This is a genomic window from Streptomyces sp. NPDC127117 (genome assembly GCF_042677325.1).
Lineage (GTDB): Bacteria > Actinomycetota > Actinomycetes > Streptomycetales > Streptomycetaceae > Streptomyces.
Genome location: NZ_JBHXTM010000023.1, coordinates 51,506 through 68,420 on the forward strand (window position 1 = coordinate 51,506; position 16,915 = coordinate 68,420).

Here is a 16,915-nt window from a genome sequence, read left to right on the forward strand (position 1 = left end):
GCTAACGTGCGCGCGGGCATCCTTGAGGAGAGGTCTTCGCAGACAGGACCGCGCAGGGCGCGGGTGAGTGGAATGGGATGGAATGCGCGTGCTCATCGTCGAGGACGAGGTGGAGCTGGCCGCGATGCTCGCCGAGGGCCTGCGTGCAGAGGGCATGGTCTGCAAGGTCGCCCATGACGGTGCTCGCGCGCTTGAGATGACGGCCGCCGCCGAATACGACGTCCTGGTCCTGGACCGGGACCTGCCGCTGCTGGGCGGGGACGCCGTCTGCCGGGCACTGAACACGGCTGGCTATCCGGCCAGGATTCTGATGCTCACCGCCGCCGGCGCCCTGTCCGACCTGGTCGATGGCCTCGGTCAGGGCGCCGACGACTACATGGCAAAGCCGTTCTCCTACCTTGAGCTGATCGCCCGGCTGCGTGCGCTCGGCCGGCGTGCCTCCACCGGCAGCACCGCCACCGTGCTGAGCCGTCACGGCATCAGCCTGGACACCGTCCGCAGAGTCGCCGAGCGCGACGGCCGGCCGCTCAAGCTGACACCCAGAGAACTCGGCGTGCTGGAGCTGCTGCTCGCAGCGGACGGCGCCCCCGTCACCACCGAGGAGCTGAGGGACCGGCTGTGGGACGCGGCACTGGATCCGGCCACCACCGCCGTCCGGGTCACCGTGCACTCGCTGCGCCGCAAGTTGGGCCAACCGCCGCTGATCAACCACGAACACGGCTTCGGGTACCGGCTGTGAACGGCCGGCACCGGGGCCGTACCGATCGCCGCCCCGCACCGTACCGGCTGCCCCTTCGCGGTCGGCTGGCCCTGGTGACGACCTCGGTCTTCGTGGTCCTCGGCGCCGGACTGCTTCTGCTGAACTGGCTGAGCTCCCGGCAGCTCATCGAAGACAACCGCTACCTCGTCGTCCCGCCGGCCGATCTCATTCCGGCGGCCGAGCCGCCCGGCGTCCCGAACACCGGTTCCCTCGATCCCGCTCGGAGTCCTGTCCCCCTGCCGCCGGGCATCTCCAAGCCCGTGCCCACCACTCCCGCCGAAGCCTTCGAAGACTTCCAGCACAGCGTTCTCAACGACCTGCTCGTCCGGTCCCTGCTCCTGCTCGTCCTCTTCACCGCCCTCGCCGCACTGCTCGCCTGGTGGGCCGGCCGGCGTTCACTTCACCGGCTCACCCAGGTCACAGGGGCCGCCCGCCGGATCAGTGCCGGCAGCAACCTCGACGAGCGGCTCGGTCTGAGCGGACCGCACGACGAGGTCCGCGAGCTCGGCGACACCTTCGACGCCATGCTCGACCGGCTCGACCGCAGCTTTACCGCTCAGCGTCAGTTCACCGCCCACGCCTCGCACGAACTGCGTACTCCACTCACGCTGCAGCGCACCGCGCTGGAGATCCCTCTGGCGCAGGGCCGCGTCCCCTCGGACCTGAAGCCCGCCCTCCAGCGCGCGCTGGACGCCAACGCCCGCACCGAGCGTCTGATCGACGCACTGCTGACGCTGGCCCGGGGCGAGAGCGAGACCCTGACGCCGGACCCGGTCGATCTCGCGGACGTCGCAGGGGATGCCGTGGAGGATCTCACCGAAGAGGCCCGGACCGTGGACGTCCGTATCACCACACACCTCGCACCTGCACCGGTCGCGGGCGACCCCTCTCTGCTCCGGCACATCGCGCTGAACCTGCTGGCCAACGCTGTGCGCCACAACCACCCGGGCGGCACGGCGACGGTGGCGACCGGCGTCCACGAGAAGCTCGCCTTCATCGAGGTCGTCAACACCGGCCCCGTCCTGGACCCCGGAGAGATCCCGACCCTTTTCGAGCCGTTCCAGCGCGGCGCGAAGCACGGGAGCAAGGGCTTGGGGCTGGGACTCGCCGTGGTGCGCGCGATCACCCTCACCCACCATGGGAAGGTCACCGCAACCCCCCGCCCCGGAGGCGGACTGGCGGTGCGGGTCCACCTGCCTCGTCGGAACCCATCCGGGCCCCCGGGAAAAGGGTGCGAGTAGCGGGCCGGGGGCGCCGACGCGAGTCGTCAGCGGCTCAGTCGTTCGACCTCGGCGTCGATGGCGTCGCTCATGAGGGTCCGGGCGTGGGCGATCTGGAGCGTGCCGCTGAGCCAGCGCATGCTCAGACCCTCCAGGAGGGCGGTGAGCCGCTCGGCGGCCGCCGCGAGGGCCACTGCCGGGGCCATCGGATGAACCCGTCCCAGCAGGCCCGCAACCTCCTGGACCCAGACCAGGGTGGCCCTCGCCAGTTCCTCACGCAGGGCTCCGTCGAAGACGGCGCTGGCCCGCAGCTCGCCCCAGGCGCTGCTGTTCTCCCTGACCTCGGTCGTGTCCTGGAGTTCCAGCAGGAGCGTCCGGTCCAATTCCTCGCGCGGGCTGAGGGGTTCGGCGTCCGGATCCCGGCAGGTCGTGTAGCGCTCGGCACGGTCGCTGATGAACTCAAGCGTCTGGCGCAGGATCCCGGTGCGGTCCTTGAAGTGGTAGTAGATCAGCGCGGTGGACACGCCTGCCTCAGCGGCCAGTTCCTCCACGCGCAGGCCACGGACTCCGCGCCGGGCAATCACCCGGGCGGCAGCTTCGAGGATCTGAGTGCTGCGAGACGCCATGGTCCGAACCCTACCGGGCCACTCCTGCCTGCGTAATCACGGCCCTGACCGACTAGATGGGGGGTCGGGCCTGTTGCACGCGATCTTGGCCGACTGCCAGCCTCTGGCCTGGAGCGGGCGTGGGTGGCGGAGACGGGGCGGGCGGCGCCCATCGGGGGCACAAGAAGGTGCCGGTGTTCGTGAAGGCTTGTGCCGGCCCGCGTCACCGCATGCTTCCATTCCCTTGCCAGAGGGGCTGGCAGTCGGCCCCGTCGACGAGAAGCACCACCCGCGCATCGCGGCCGGCCCGTAGCTGCCGGCCACACCTTCCACGGTAGGCGGCGCGGCCGCATCCGCAGCCGTGTCCTGCGCTCTGGAAGGGCCGCGGGAGACGATCGTGACCCAGACCGGGCGCTCGCCGTACTGCGTAGCGCGGCGATGACCCGGCGGTTTTCGGTGAGCGCGTCCTTCGCGATCCGACGCGCTCTGCCGACGCGTTCCGTCGCCTGGGCCCGGTGTCAGCCACTTTCGCGGCGGCGGCTCATGACCACCGTGACGGGGCCTTCATCCGGAGCAGCCTCGACCAACCGCACGATGACGATGCTCTTCTCGTCCGGGCTCCGGAGACAGAAGGGACGCTCGTCGGCCAGTTCGTCGAACGGAAGCGAGGTCACCGGTTCCGTCTCCATGCCCCGTACGCAGTCGGTGGGGCTCAGCACATATCCGGAGGCGACGAAGGCACCACTGTCCTCGGGAAGGACGAACTCGCCGTCGGCCACCTCCAGATACCACTCGGCGGTCTCGGTGGGGACGACCTTCCCGGCCGCGAGATCGAATTCGTAGCCGGGGTCGGGGGCAGTGAGTTCGGCGTCCGAGTAGTCCGGCACGTACGCGGGCTCGGACGAAGGTGAAGGGGAAGGGGAGAACGGGCGGGGCGAGGGGGTGTGGGGTCGGCCGGACGAGTCGGAGGAGTCGTCTGCCGTGCCCTTGGGGTGGTCCAGGATGTAGTAGGCCGTTCCTCCGAGGGCCAGGAGAAACGCGGCCGCGAGTACGGCCGCGGGCCGCCGCAGTCGGCTCCGGCGGGCACGATGCGGGGCGGGATCGGTCCGGTCACCGCTGTCGGGGGCTTGTTGCGCACGAGCCGGGGCGGTGGGGGTGGCTGCGGCGAGCGTCGGCTGGGTGTGGATGTGTCCCGGCAGATCGCCCTGTGCCCCGATCTCGCTGCTGACGCCGCGCGGGAGCCAGCCGTCGGTGAACCCCGGATGCGCTCCCACGGCAGGATGGGCGCGTACGGCGTCGATCAGCTCGTGCGGAGCGGGCCGGTTCCCGGGGTGCTTGGCGAGACAGCGTCCCAGCAGGCCGCGCAGGTCCGGAGGCACCCTGGACAGGTCCGGCTCCTCGTGGACCACCCGGTAGAGCACGGCGGACTCGGGCCCGCTCCCGAAGGGGAGTGCTCCCCCGGCCACGTAAGCGGCGAGCGCACCGAGTGCGAAGACGTCGGTCGCAGGGGTCACCGTCAGGCCCGTCGCCTGCTCCGGCGCCATGTAGGCGGCGGTGCCGATCCGCAGCCCGGTGCCGGTCAGGCCGGTGGCGTCGGCCGCGCGGGCGATGCCGAAGTCGATGACGCGGGGGCCGTCCTCGGCGATCAGTACGTTCGCCGGCTTGAGGTCCCGGTGCACGATGCCCGCCCGGTGGATGGCCTGAAGCGCTTCGGCGATGCCTGCCACGAGCAGCAGAACCGTGCGCACCGGCAGAGGGCCGTGGCTCTCGACCACCTGTTGCAGGGACGGACCGGGGACGTATGCGGTGGCCAGCCACGGCGTGGGGGCGTCCACGCCAGAGTCCACCACCTGAGCGGTGAACAGGCCGTGGACACTCCGGGCACTGGTCACTTCGTCGGCGAAGCGCCGGCGGAACTCCGGATCGGCGGCGAATTCGTCCCGCACCGCCTTGAGGGCGATGGGCCGCCCGCCCGGGGTGTGGGCCAGATACACGACCCCCATCCCGCCGGCGCCGAGCCGGGCGTGCAGGCGGTAGCCACCTATCTCGCGGGGATCGTCGACCAACAGCGGAGCGTGGGCGAACTGCACCCCGGTAAGTTGAGTAGACATGCGGTGACTCTTTCGGCGAGGGAGGCCAAGGCGCCGGACAGGCTGATTGCCGCACGGGCACCGGCACACGGTGGCGCGACGGCCGTGGGCCGCCTCGGAAGATGATCGTGCCGCTAACTAAAGTTTCAGTCAACATGACCTGGGGCGCCGCTCAGTCGTTGCGCGAGGGGAGCGACGCGGGCCGACACGGCTTGCACGCCACCGCGACCTTCGGCCGCACTGGCCGGAGCCCACCCGATCCGGACCGCCGAACTCACCGAAACCCTTCAGCCGCAGCCGCAGCCGCAGCCGCGGACCGCGACTGCAGCGACCCATGCCCGCGACCTCAAGCGCGGGGCCACCACAGCCGCACCCGAGGTGCGCACTTTTTGACTGACTTTTCAGTCCGTGTCAGAGTCGGGGTAGCGATCGGCTCCGTCCGCATCGCATCGTCGCCCCCCACGGGTGCGTCGCCGCTCGTCGAGCGCCACGCCATGCCGACAGATACTTGCCCCCTCACGATGATCGGAGCTCACCGTGTCTTCCCTCCTCCCTTCCCGTCGCTCAGCTCTGCGCACATTCGCCGGAATCGGCGCCGTCGTCCTCGGCGCCTCGGCCTGCGGACCCGGTGATGAACCGACGGGTTCCGCGAGCACCGCCGGTGACCAGGACACGGCGGCCAAGGGGCTGCGCATGGGTGCCGAGTGGGAGAGCCACGCGCGCACGTTCATGTCGTGGCCCGCCCTGGATTCGGTGTGGGACGAGGACCTCCGCTACGTACGCGAGGACATCGCACGCGTCGCCCGCGCCGTCGCGGAGTACGAATACGTCGTGATGATGGCCAGGCCCGACCAGCAGAAGGCCGCCCAGAAGGCGTGCGGGCGCGATGTCGAGGTCATCCCGCTGGCCGTCGACGACCTGTGGGCCCGCGACACCGTGCCGGTTTTCGTGGAGCAGGACGGCGACGTCGTCGGTGTCGACTTCAATTTCAACGGGTGGGGCAACAAGCAGGTACACACCAACGATGCCCGGGTGGGCCGCAACCTCCTCGCGAAGTACGGCATCCCCCGCAGGGCGGCTTCCCTGGTCGCCGAGGGCGGCTCCTTCGAGACCGACGGCGAGGGCACTCTTCTCCTCACCGAGAGCTCGATCGTCAACGACAACCGCAACCGCGGGAAGAGCCGGGACCAGATCGAGGCCGAGCTCAAGCGGACCCTGGGCATCAAAAAGGTGATCTGGCTGGCCGGCGTACGTGGCCAGGACATCACCGATGCACACGTGGACAGCCTCGTACGGTTCACCGAGCCCGGTGTGGTGCTCCTGGACAAGGCGCACCCCGACACACCCGTCGATTCCTGGTCACGCGCGGCCGACCAGGCGAAGGCCGTCCTCAGCAAGGCGACCGACGCCAAGGGCCGGTCCTTCGAGATCGTCGATCTGCCGCAGCCCGACCTGTACGAGATCACTGGCGAAGGCGACGACTTCGTCTCGACATACGCCAACTTCTACGTTGCCAACGACTCCGTATTCCTGCCCAGGTTCGGGGACCGGAAAGCCGACAAGCGCGCCCGGAGCATCCTGCAGGAGCACTTCCCCAAGCGTGACATCGTGCAGGTCCAGATCGACACCATCGCCTCCGGTGGCGGCGGCATCCACTGCTCGACGCACGACGAGCCCGGCGAGCCGGTTGACTGAGTCCGACCTGCCCGACGGAGCAGCTGTGGTCACGATGCGAATCCCCCGCTGCCCGTCAGACGGAGGCGGCAGCATCTATCTACCCGGCGCAGACCCTTTCACTGCAGACCTCGTCCTCGGTGTGCGGCGACCCCGCCTTCCCGGCCCACGGTCGCATCGCGACCGTCGCGTGCCCGTCACTCTGACGGTGGGGTCAATCGCAGACCGTCCTTACGACGCCTACGACGCGGATCTTGAGTTCGGCGCAGTGCAGGGCGAAGAAGCCCTGACCATCCGCATGACGCTGCCCAACAACGACGCACGGTTCGCGGCCCCCTTCGATGCGTCCGAAGCGGACGGCTCGACGTTAGCCTCGCCCGCTTCGCCAGGGTCCTCGCCTGCACCGTGTTCATGATGGCCACCATGTGCGGCTTGCCCTCGCCGTACTCATCGGCGCGTGGTTCCTGCACAGTCGGCGCAAGAGCCTGCCGAGGCCCGGCCTTGACCCCAGACGTGACAGCGACCGGCTCAAGCGGACCACCTCCGGCTGACTTGACACCTGTCGCGACTTCGCGCGATCTAACTGAAAATTCAATCAATATGCGACATTGTTGTTTCAGGCCACTAGGAGGAAATTGCGTGTCAACGGACCGCCGAAGGACCATCTTGGAAGGTGCCGCCCGAGTCATAGCCCGGCGGGGGGTCCGCGGGCTACGCATGGAAGAATTGGCGGCCGAAGCCGGGGTGTCCACCGCGCTGATCTATTACCACTTCAAGGACCGGGCCGGCACGCTGCGCCAAACCTTGGAGTTCATCAGCGATCGGGCCGAACGGTACACGTCCAATGTGGACGGCGCCGCCAGGCCGTACGGCGCCCACGAGGAGCTGGAGCAGTCCCTCCTGCTGGAATTCCAGGACCTCCCCGAAGTCCGCGAGAACAGCACGGCGTGGGGCGAGCTACGCGCCAGCGCGATCTTTGAACCCGAGCTGCGCGGAGACCTGGCCAGAGCATCACTGGCTTGGATTCACGATGTGGCGGACCTCCTGGGCCGCATCCGGCCGACAGCTCCCGCACCGGATCTCACGGCGTCCGCAGAGCGGCTTACCGCTCTCCTGGAAGGGCTCAGCACGCGCTGGCTGAGCGGCGCCCTGCCCCTGGCTCACGCCCGCGAGCTGACGAGCGAAGCGATCTCGGTGGAGATCGAGCGGCTGGGTCGCTGACTGCGGGCCCAGGGTGCGGTCGACTCCGTCGGGCGGGTATCACTGAGCCATACTGGTGTCGGCCGGACCTTTTCCCACAAAGCGATGCAGCGGTCCGCGTACAGTGTGGCCCCTGCTCGTTCACCGCAACACGCCTGAGTGAATGCAGCTTGACGTGTCGTCAGGAGTTCTCTGCTGTGGTCCACCGCGCCAACTTTGCGCGTGGAGCCAGATCGTCGCCCCCTCCAAACGAAACCTCCGCGGAAGCTGGGCCGGGGAGACAAGAAGAAGTGGTCCAACCGAAGGCCCGGAACATCAGAATCGCACTTTCGGTCCCGCTCTCCTGCATTTGTGAAGCACTCTGGTTCAGCGACCTGCTGAGACTTAGCGTCCGCGGTACTCTGCCCCAGCCAGACCGGCTTCACGCCAAGACCGTCGGCCTGGCCACCGGCTTCGACGCCGTCGGCCATGCGCAATCGGTGGCCTCACGGAGCAAATTGTCCGCAAGCTGCGGACCCAGCCCGGCAAGGCCGCCAAATCCTCCTGTTCGGCGAGGGCGGAGCCCGCGGCAAGTGGCAACTGCTGGCCGCCTGCCACAACCTCCGCAAGATCTTCCGACATGCCGGAACCGCCGGGCTCGCCGCCCTGGCCAGCCGAACACCGGCAGCGCAGGACCCCGCCACAGCCTCTCAGGTGCCAACGGGATGGCCACGACCAATCCCATCGATCACTGCTTACCGGCCGCTTGCCCGTTACTGATTCCCAATGACCGTTGTCAAGCGAGCGGCACGCCGATCGATCTTGTTCGTCCTATGTCGGCGGCGACGTGTGCGTGCAGCGTTCCAGAAGCCGGTGATACCGCTCAGGGTCTGCCTCGATGATGAGCCTGGCCTTCTCATGACTGTTCCGGAGTTCGGCGGGGTAGTCCGCCGGGGCGAGGCTGAGTTCCAGCGAGAGGTCCTGGCGTGTCTGTGGGTCTTCGCAGGCCAGGAACGCGGAGAGGCAAGCCGATCGGTAGTCGTTGCGGAGATCCGTCAGCGCCTCCAGTGCCGCTTTGCTCTCCTCCGCCGGTACTCCCCGGCGCAAGTCCCCCATGGAGGCGTACTGAAGTCCCGGGCGAGCGAAGTACCAGGCCATGCTGGCACCGACCTTTTCGCGGTTGGAACCGGTCCGCATGTAGTCGATGATCGCTGCCTGGATCTGGCGGTGGCCGCAAGCCGTCACCAGGGGTTGGATGAGTTGCCGTATGCCGCTTCGGCATTGATCGTGCACTGCAGCCTGAGTGAGGAGGCCGACGTGCTGCCGTGTCACCGCGGGATCCTGGGCCGTGGCCTCGCCCAGCTGGTATCGCTTCACCTCGTTGCGGTGGTACTGGTGCGCGCCTTCCATGATCGCGGGCAACTCCCAGTCCGGGCAGAAGATCGCAAGGAGCTCGTCCAACAGCGGTTCGAAGCCGACTTCCCGCCCGGCTCGGTCGGGGAGTATTTCTACTGGCATTCCGTGGCCCCCCTGGTTCAGATCGCCTCAGCCCGATGAGAGCCTCGACTCAGGCTAGGCGTCAGACCGGCCTGAGAGTTGGCGAATCGGCCATCGCTAGAACCTCCGGAAGTCCCGCGCTGAAGTAGGTGCTCACGCAGCCACCGGTTCTCGTTGGGGTGGTTGAACGGTGTACTGGCGTTGGTCGCGGATGAGAGCCCATAGGACGTCGAGGCGGCGGCGGGCGAGTGCGAGGATCGCCTGCTTGTGGCTCTTGCCCTCGCTCCGCTTACGGTCGTAGAAGGCCTTCGAGGTGGGGCAGAAACGGGCGGCGATCTGCGCGGAGAGGTAGAAAACCCGCAGGAGCCGACGGTGGTAGCGGTGCGGCCGGCGCATGTTGCCGCTGATCCGGCCGGAGTCCCGCGGGACCGGTGCGAGTCCGGCGACGCCGGCTAGAGCGTGTCTCTTTGACCGGCTGGTCAGTTGATCGGATGTGTCCGTCCGATTAGTGATCACTGATGCTATGTGGGACCGGCGCGAGCCGTTGATGCCTGCCGATCCGGTCCGCGGTCGGCGGTGGGCCGATCACCGCCGAGCCTTGGAGGCCATCGCGTGGAAGTACCGCACCTGCTCGCCCTGGCGGGACCTGCCGGACGAGCTCGGCTCGTTCCAGACCGCTCACAAACGCCTGATCAGGTGGGCCGTGGACGGCACCTGGGAACGCATCCTCGCCGCAGTTCTGGCAGCGGCCGACGCTGATACCGACATCGGCTGGACCATCTCGGTGGACTCCACCGTCTGCCGAGCCCACCAGCACGCCGCCGGAGCCAGGAAAAAAAGGGGCGCCAGGCCGGGCCGAACCCGACGACCACGCCCTCGGGCGCTCCCGAGGTGGCCTGAGCACGAAAGTCCACCTTGCCAGCGACAGTCGTGCACGGCCCCTGGCCCTTCGCGTCACCGCAGGCCAGGCGGGCGACGCCCCGGCCTTCGACCTCGTCATGGCCGCAATCCGTGTTCCGCGAAGCGGACCCGGACGACCGAGGACTCGACCGGAGGCCGTCTTGGCGGACCGCGCGTACTCATCCCGCGCGATCCGGAATCACCTCCGCCGACGCGGAATCGGCGCTGTCATCCCTCAGCCGTCCGACCAGGTCGGCCACCGTCTGCGGCGAGGCCGCGCCGGCGGTCGCCCCCCGGCTTTCGACGCCGAGGCGTACAAGCAGCGCAACGCCGTCGAAGGGTGCATCAACCGACTCAAGCAGTGGCGCGGCCTGGCCATGCGAACGGACAAGCTCGCCATCGCCTACCAGGCCGCACTGCACCTCGCCGCCATCCTCATCTGGACAGCTGCTTGACCGCCAAAGCGCCTTGCCCGTGAAGATGGCCGCATGGACGATCTCGTGCAGTTCCTCGTCGCACGCATCATGGAAGACAACCACGCCTATGCCTACGTGTCCGACACCCTGGGCGGCGAGGCTCTTCTCGACAGCCATCTCCCCATGCTCGACCTGACCGAGCAACTGGCGCACGACTACAAGGCCATGGACCCCTCGGACTCCCGTTCGGCCGGCCTGACATACGCGCTGCGAGTCCTTGCCCAGTCATACGCCGAACACCCCGCCTATCGCCAGAAATGGCGCCCATAGCCTTCAAGGAGACAGGCCCTAGTTCTGCGGGCTGCCGAACCAGCGGGTCGCGGCCTGCCGGAACGCCTTAAGGTCGAGATCTTGATCGTCTGCCCAGGCCACAACGCCGTCCGGGCGGACGAGCAGAGCGTTGAATCCGAGGTCGTTGTGTGCCGTGCCGGTCGCGTACTGGATCCGGCCCTGCCAGCTTCTGGCCGCACACTGCAGCGCGTGGTCGCCGGTGAAGTCGAGGACCACGCCCCGGCCTTGGCGCAACAGGTCACCGAGGCGAGGGCCGTCCTCGAAGTGGAAGTCGGGGGCGGTGCTGCCGACGAGCGGCTGCGCGCTGCCCAGGTCGTAGCGGTCGAACAGCCCGGTTGTCTTCCGGTAGGCGAGGGTCGTTCCGTCCGGGGTGCTCAGCAGCTCGTGGACCAGCTGCCGCAGCGCGGGAGCATTGGGGCCGGGCTTCATGGTGGCGACCTGGGCGCGTGACCAGTCCAGGATGGCGGCGCCGACGGGGTGGCGCTCACTGGTGTAAGTGTCGAGCAGCCCTTCGGGCGCGGTGCCGTGCACGGTCGCGGCGAGCTTCCAGCCGAGGTTGGCGGCGTCACCGATGCCGAGGTTGAGCCCCTGGCCGCCGAGGGGGGATTGGATGTGCGCGGCGTCGCCGGCGAGCAGAACGCGGCCCTTGCGGTAGGTCGTCACCTGCATCGCACGGTCCGTGAAGCTCGATGCCAGATGAACATCGGTCAGCGTCAGGTCGGTATCGGTGATGCGGCGCAGGACCTCCTGGAGGTGCTCACGGGTCAGCGGCCGGGAACGGTCGAACCTGCCGCCGTCGAAGTCCATCATGCCCAGGTGCCCCTCGAAGGGCGTACGCAAGTACATGCCGTTCGGCGTCAGGTTGAAGCCCAGTGGCAGCTGCTGCGGGTCAGCGAAGGTGACGCGCGCGACGTAGCCGGTGAAGAGCGGATCCGTGCCGACGAAGTCGAAGCGGGCGAGGCCGCGCACCGTGCTGCGGCCGCCGTCGCATCCCACCAGGTAGCGCGCCCGGTACTCCTGTCCGGCTGCCGTGACGGCGACGGACTGGTCGTCCTGCGTCACAGCCGTGACGGGAGCGCCGCGGACGATGTCCACGCCGAGCGCAATGGCACGCTCGGCCAGGACCTTGCTGACCGCTTCGAGGCTGGTCATGAAACCTTCCATCGCCGGGCTGGGCAGCCGGAACGGGAAGGCGGACACGTCGATGTCGGCCGCGTCCAGGCTCATGCCCGCGAAATGGCTCACGTCCCGGGGAGTCGGCGCCTCTATCGCGTCGGGGGCCGCGCCAACCCTCTTCGCATCGGCGCCGGAAGCGTCAATCACCGCTTCGAGCAGGCCGCGGCTATAGAACATCTCGGCCGATCCTGCGCTCAGGCCGCGTAATCCGAGCGGGAGCGCCTTGTAGGGCGAGGTGACCTCCTCGTCCCGCTCCAGGGCCAGGACGGAACAGCCGCCCAGGGCGAGCTCGGTGGCCAGGAACAAACCGACCGGGCCGCCGCCTGCAATCACTACGTCACGCATGGAAATACCTTCCTGAAAACGCACGCTGGGGATCCGGGCCGGATGAGCCGGGTCAACCGAGCCGGGTCAGGCCACCGAGGATGACGGCGATGCCGGTGAGGAACTGCTCGCGATCGTCGTGCTCCCTCATCTGACCGACGATGGCGTGCATGAACGGGTAGTCCTCGGGAGCGAGGTCCTGCCAGGCCGTCGCCGTCGCTCCGAGGAAATCGGTACGGTCGGGCTGGACCGTCGAGGTGTCACCGTCGATGCGGGCGTTCTGGCTGACGGCCCCGAGGATGTAGTGCACAAGCGTCGAGGTGGCGTCGAGCCAGGAAGCCTGTGGCACACCCAGCGCGCCCACCTGACGGCCGATCTCCTCGAAGATTCCCACCGTCACCGGGCCGAATGGCTTCCGGACGATCTGCAGAGTCAGCCGTGTCGCGAGCCACTGGTGCTCGGCGATCGCGTCGAACAGTGCCAGCGCGACGCTGCGGATCTTGTCCTCGGGCGTGGCCGCGGAGGGCTTGGCTGCCAGCGCAGCGGTGACGACCGTTTCCGTTGCCATGTCCAGCAGCTCGTCACGGCTGCCCACCCGATAGTAGATCGCCCCGGACCCGGTGGACAGGCGCTCGGTCAGCGCTCGAGTGGTCAGCGCGCTCTCGCCACTCGCATCGAGCAGCTCGATCGCAGCCTTGATGATCTGCTCCTGGGAGAGCACTTGGTTACGCCGCTGAGGCCGGCGGGTTCTCGTTGACACGCCCCCAACGTGACACACTTGGAGCGTCGTACCAAATTGGTTCAGTGATCCAAATGTTTCAGGCTGCCTTCCGAAAGTGCCCAGGTGCTTGTTCGGCTGACGTCAGGTGAGGGTTGGACGGAACGGAACGATACTGTCGGCGGCCGACTCTCCCCGCTGGATGAGAAGCGCGCCGGCCAGGGTCTGCTTGGTCACCAACTGGCTGAGTTCTGAGATCTCGTCTCGCTGGTTGGAGATAGCCGCACTTGAGGCGGGTGACGGTTTGCCGCAGTCGCTTCTCCGTCTCTGGCGTCTGCTGGGTCTCGGTGCGGATGCGCTCGTAGAACTCGATTTCTAGGTCCACGTGCCGCTTCATGAGGGCCATGCGTTGGAGGTCGGCTTCGAGGGGGAGTGCGACGGCGGTGAGGCTGCCGTCGGAGGCGCATTCGCCCCGTCCACTCACGCCCGCCGTGCTGGCGACGACGCTGCCGGCTGTGTCCGAGGCGTGCCGGTTCACCATTTGAGGGCCTCCGCCTGGGCGTCGTAGAGCGGAGGCTGTCGGCGCGAGCAGTTACTGCGGCTCTACTCCTTCGTCGGACAGGACACAGGCGGCGCGGCGCGTCTCTGCGGTTCGTCCCGCAGCACCACTACGGCTTCGCGGCAGCGAGCGCGGCGTGGTTGGTGGCACAGGCCGGGCGGGGCAGGTCGCGCAGGTGCGGGCGTCGGGCTCCGTTCGTTCGGCATCGATCCAGCACAGTTCCCTGACCTACCCGGAGGGGTGCGTTCGGCCGATCGGGGGTGTGGAACACCACCCCGCAGCGGCTCGCGGAACGCATGGCGCGGGATCCCGCCCGTCATGGGCCTGTGGTCGGCCCGGAGTCGCCCGGCCTTGCCGATCCTTTGCGGAGAGTAATGTCACCGTCACTGGATTGTGTCCTTCCCGTGTGAAGAGAGTGGTTCGACAGTGACCGACGTGATTGAGCCGCCGCGCCAACAGGCCCCCGGGGCCGACGCGAGCACGCTGCTCCTGCTGGCGCACGGCAGCATCGACCCCCAGGCACAGGAGACCACTCGCGCGCTCGCCCGCGCGGTCGGGCTGCCCCGGGCACGCCGGGTCGAGGTCGCGTACCTCCGGCACGCCCGTCCCACGGCGTGTCAGGTGCTGCACACCCTCGCCGGGACCGGACACGGCCGTGTGGTCGTGGTGCCGTTGCTGCTCACCTCCGCCTTTCACGCCCGGGTCGACCTGCCCATGGCGCTGTCCGGTTCTGTGGCCCCGGTGCCGGTCGTGACGCCCGTGCTGGGCAGTTTCTCGGACGTGTCCGACGCGCGCCTGGTCGCAGCGCTGCGGCGCCGTCTCGCCGAGCTGGATGTCGAGTTCGACGCCGTGGTGGTGGCGGCTGCGGGCAGCAGCGACAGCGACGCGTGCCGGTCGGTGAGTGCCATGGCGTCCGCGTTGGGTGCGGACCTCGGGCTGCCGTGCCTGCCCGGATTCGCGTCGACCGTGTCACCGACACCCGCGGAGGCGATCGAGCAACTGCGCCTCGCGGGAGCACGCCGGGTCGCAGTCGCGTCATATTGCCTGGCGCCCGGGAGGCTGTTTCGACGGGCCGCCGACTTGTCGACCGCGGCAGGCGCGGTCGGCATCTCCGAGCCGCTGGGCGACGCGCCCGAAATCGTCGGGCTCATCCTGGAACGATTCCACGAAGCCTGCGACGCGAAGACGGGAACAGGAACGTCAACCGAACGGCCCTGACCGAATTCTCGGATGCGCCGGTCCGCGTCGGCCGAGAGGAACACCCACCCCGCGAGATCTGCATCGACGCGGTGTCCTTTCGCCCTCGTGGTACCCGCCAACGGAGACGGCGACGACTTCACCCCCGACCGGTCCGAGACCCCCGCCAGCGATCACCCCACACACGACGACGGCGTCCCGGCCCACCACCGGGGCGCTGCGCCCTGTCGAGGCCGGCACATCCACGGCCGCTCGTTCTCCTCGGCCGGTGTGATCTTGAAGGTGTTCTCCGGGATCCACCGCTGTACGGGCAGGCGCCGCTCCCACCCGAACCGCCGCGCCTTACCCAGCGTCCGAGGTCCTCGTCCTGCACGGGGAGCGTCCCGCCGGCCTGGAAGTGGATCTGAACGAGCCGGTAGCACTGCTGCCACCCGGTGTCCCAGACCGGGCACCACCCCGGATCGATCGCGTCCAGCTCGTCCCGGCGCTCCTCGGTCATCGCCCCGGCCGCCGACGGGACGGGACGGCTGGCCGCACGCAGCTCCTCGTTCTCCCGAGCCCTGCGCGCCGCCGCACTCGCGTTCTTCGCCACACCCCGATCGGATGCCCCTCCCACACCGCACTGGTCGGCGGGAGGAAGTGCCCGTGCACCGCGACGTACACCTTGGCGACGGCGACCCCGTCCGCCCAGGCCGCGTCCTGCTCGGACCACACCATTCCGAGCTTCTCCGGCTCGGCGACCCGCCCGGCTGCCAGCGTTCCGGCCGTGTAGGCGCGGCGCTGCTCGGCGATCCACTGCCCGAGCGGATACCCGCCGACCCCACCCCAGTCCTCACCTGGCCCGTCGCCCGTGAACACGCCGACACACCGCAGCTCGCCGCCGCCCTCGACCGCGAATACGACCGTCGGCACGCCCAGGCCCTGCCCCCATGGCGACCACGGCGGGCAAACGCCAGAGCTCCCGCCCCCCAGCGTCCGGCCCATCCACTCGTTCACGAGGGGTGCCGCCCTCCATGCCGTAGCCCACCTTCTCGACGCCACAGACTCGGCCGCGGCCCCTATCCGCATGGCCCCATTCGTGGACCGTTTGCAGCAGACCGACCTCGTCCTCAGCATCTACTTGCGACGCCCGGCGTGGATTTCCACCCCGCTGAGGGCTGCCGTCCGAGATGGCCAGGGGCAGCACTACCTCGGCCTCCCCGCTGCGACGGTTTGCTCTGCGACGCCGTCATACCTGAGAGCCAGACGGGAAGACGGCTCCGCGGTGTGAGGCTGGCCAGCAGGTTCGCTCCATAACTTCGTATCCGGACGAACGCCTGGAGGGGAAGTGCCGTGAGCGTCCGAATTCGAGGTAGCCGGCTGCGGCGAGCTGTGCTGGTCGCGATGATCACTGCCGCGCTGTGCGGTCCGGGTCTGGCGGCTGCTGCTGAGCCCCCGGATATCGGTCCTGGTGCCTGGTTCGGACACCACCCTGGACACGTTCGACGGCCCATTCTCCGGAATCGGCGGAGCCGCCCGCTCGCTCCAAGCGCAGATCCGCCGTCAGGCCCCAAGCCGAGCCGCCGTGGCGGCTCGGCTTGGATCCATGCCGGCCAGGCCGCGGCAGGGAGCCGACCCATGAACAAACCGGACGATACTGATCGCATGGACAGGACCGAGAAGGGGACAGTGCGCGGAGCGCTGAACATTCGTACGGAGGGTCTGTTCACGCCGGCCCCGCAGCCGATGCCGCCCACGGGCGGGCCGAGGCTGCTGCGGTGGCTGCCGTATCTCGCGGTTGCCGCGGTGGCGGTGTTCGCAGCGAACCCGGGTACCGAGGACATCTCGATGAGACCCGTTGGGATGGCCCGCGAGGCGTTGCTCGTGCTGGGGCTGAGCTGGCCGGTGCCGGCCTGGTGGCCGTCGATGGTGATGTTGCCGGTGTTCTCGCTCCACCCGCCCTTCGGGCCGTACGTGGGATGGGCATGGGCTGTGCACGCCGGACTCCTGTTCCTGATCGCGCTGCGCAACCGGCCGCGGGTGCTGGGCGAGACCGTGCTGCTGAGCACCGCGCTGCTGCTTGGGCCGCAGCTGTCGGGCGACGCGATCGGCCCCCGGCACTTCATCGCGATCGTGCTGGTGATGTTCGCTCTTGTCGAGGCCGACGCGATCGGCGTGCGCAGGACCGGGGAGGTCCGTACCCGGCTGGCGGAGCAGTAGTCGGCCCTTGCACAGGAGCAGGCGCACCGCACCGTTCTGGAGGAACGCGC

The 16,915-nt window shown here is 68.8% G+C and carries 14 protein-coding genes and 1 pseudogene; 8 read left to right on the forward strand and 7 right to left on the reverse strand.

Annotated elements, in window-relative coordinates:
- The first annotated feature begins 82 nt into the window (after positions 1–82).
- Together ACFVH0_RS21240 and ACFVH0_RS21245 are read left to right on the forward strand one after the other, a co-directional pair.
- The gene (locus ACFVH0_RS21240) at positions 83–739 is read left to right on the forward strand and encodes a response regulator transcription factor (RefSeq protein WP_385822267.1); all 657 of its coding nucleotides are present in this window, start codon (positions 83–85) and stop codon (positions 737–739) included.
- Positions 740–813: 74 nt separating this feature from the next.
- Positions 814–2,001, forward strand: a complete 1,188-nt coding sequence (locus ACFVH0_RS21245; RefSeq protein WP_385822269.1) for a sensor histidine kinase — start codon at positions 814–816, stop codon at positions 1,999–2,001.
- 26 nt (positions 2,002–2,027) lie between these two features.
- On the opposite strand, the gene ACFVH0_RS21250 is transcribed toward ACFVH0_RS21245, so the two are convergent.
- Together ACFVH0_RS21250 and ACFVH0_RS21255 are read right to left on the reverse strand one after the other, a co-directional pair.
- A complete protein-coding gene (locus ACFVH0_RS21250) occupies positions 2,028–2,606 on the reverse strand; it encodes a TetR/AcrR family transcriptional regulator (RefSeq protein ID WP_385822272.1) in 579 nt (192 codons plus the stop codon).
- Between the two features lie 497 nt (positions 2,607–3,103).
- A complete protein-coding gene (locus tag ACFVH0_RS21255; RefSeq protein ID WP_385822274.1) occupies positions 3,104–4,696 on the reverse strand; it encodes a serine/threonine-protein kinase in 1,593 nt (530 codons plus the stop codon).
- Between the two features lie 516 nt (positions 4,697–5,212).
- Here ACFVH0_RS21255 and ACFVH0_RS21260 point away from each other — a divergent pair.
- Both ACFVH0_RS21260 and ACFVH0_RS21265 read left to right on the forward strand, forming a co-directional pair.
- Entirely contained in the window at positions 5,213–6,370 is a 1,158-nt protein-coding gene (locus tag ACFVH0_RS21260) for an agmatine deiminase family protein (protein ID WP_385822276.1), read from the forward strand.
- Between the two features lie 579 nt (positions 6,371–6,949).
- On the forward strand, positions 6,950–7,570 hold the full coding sequence (locus ACFVH0_RS21265) for a TetR/AcrR family transcriptional regulator (RefSeq protein WP_385822381.1): 621 nt from the start codon (positions 6,950–6,952) through the stop codon (positions 7,568–7,570).
- Positions 7,571–8,359: 789 nt separating this feature from the next.
- Here ACFVH0_RS21265 and ACFVH0_RS21270 read toward each other — a convergent pair.
- Together ACFVH0_RS21270 and ACFVH0_RS21275 are read right to left on the reverse strand one after the other, a co-directional pair.
- A complete protein-coding gene (locus ACFVH0_RS21270) occupies positions 8,360–8,989 on the reverse strand; it encodes a hypothetical protein (RefSeq protein ID WP_385822278.1) in 630 nt (209 codons plus the stop codon).
- A gap of 189 nt (positions 8,990–9,178) precedes the next feature.
- Positions 9,179–9,520: pseudogene (locus tag ACFVH0_RS21275) on the reverse strand (transposase); the annotation flags it as partial.
- Positions 9,521–9,548: 28 nt separating this feature from the next.
- On the opposite strand from ACFVH0_RS21275, the gene ACFVH0_RS21280 reads away from it, so the two are divergent.
- Together ACFVH0_RS21280 and ACFVH0_RS21285 are read left to right on the forward strand one after the other, a co-directional pair.
- Positions 9,549–10,380 (forward strand): IS5 family transposase gene (locus ACFVH0_RS21280; protein ID WP_385822280.1). Its coding sequence is split into 2 segments (ribosomal slippage): positions 9,549–9,857 and positions 9,859–10,380, totalling 831 coding nucleotides; the frame shifts between segments, so codons are not numbered across the junction.
- 33 nt (positions 10,381–10,413) lie between these two features.
- Positions 10,414–10,671 carry a DUF6221 family protein gene (locus ACFVH0_RS21285; protein ID WP_385822282.1) on the forward strand — a complete coding sequence of 86 codons (258 nt, stop codon included), beginning with the start codon at positions 10,414–10,416 and terminating at the stop codon, positions 10,669–10,671.
- Positions 10,672–10,689: 18 nt separating this feature from the next.
- Here ACFVH0_RS21285 and ACFVH0_RS21290 read toward each other — a convergent pair whose 3' ends face one another.
- Positions 10,690–12,213: an FAD-dependent oxidoreductase gene (locus ACFVH0_RS21290; protein WP_385822284.1), complete on the reverse strand. Its 1,524-nt coding sequence runs from the start codon at positions 12,211–12,213 to the stop codon at positions 10,690–10,692.
- 52 nt (positions 12,214–12,265) lie between these two features.
- Entirely contained in the window at positions 12,266–12,913 is a 648-nt protein-coding gene (locus tag ACFVH0_RS21295) for a TetR/AcrR family transcriptional regulator (RefSeq protein WP_385822286.1), read from the reverse strand.
- Positions 12,914–13,904: 991 nt separating this feature from the next.
- Here ACFVH0_RS21295 and ACFVH0_RS21300 point away from each other — a divergent pair.
- Entirely contained in the window at positions 13,905–14,687 is a 783-nt protein-coding gene (locus ACFVH0_RS21300; protein WP_385822288.1) for a sirohydrochlorin chelatase, read from the forward strand.
- Positions 14,688–15,161: 474 nt separating this feature from the next.
- Here ACFVH0_RS21300 and ACFVH0_RS21305 read toward each other — a convergent pair whose 3' ends face one another.
- A complete protein-coding gene (locus tag ACFVH0_RS21305; protein WP_385822290.1) occupies positions 15,162–15,578 on the reverse strand; it encodes a helicase associated domain-containing protein in 417 nt (138 codons plus the stop codon).
- Between the two features lie 732 nt (positions 15,579–16,310).
- Here ACFVH0_RS21305 and ACFVH0_RS21310 point away from each other — a divergent pair.
- Positions 16,311–16,865 carry a hypothetical protein gene (locus tag ACFVH0_RS21310; protein ID WP_385822292.1) on the forward strand — a complete coding sequence of 185 codons (555 nt, stop codon included), beginning with the start codon at positions 16,311–16,313 and terminating at the stop codon, positions 16,863–16,865.
- Positions 16,866–16,915: the final 50 nt, after the last annotated feature.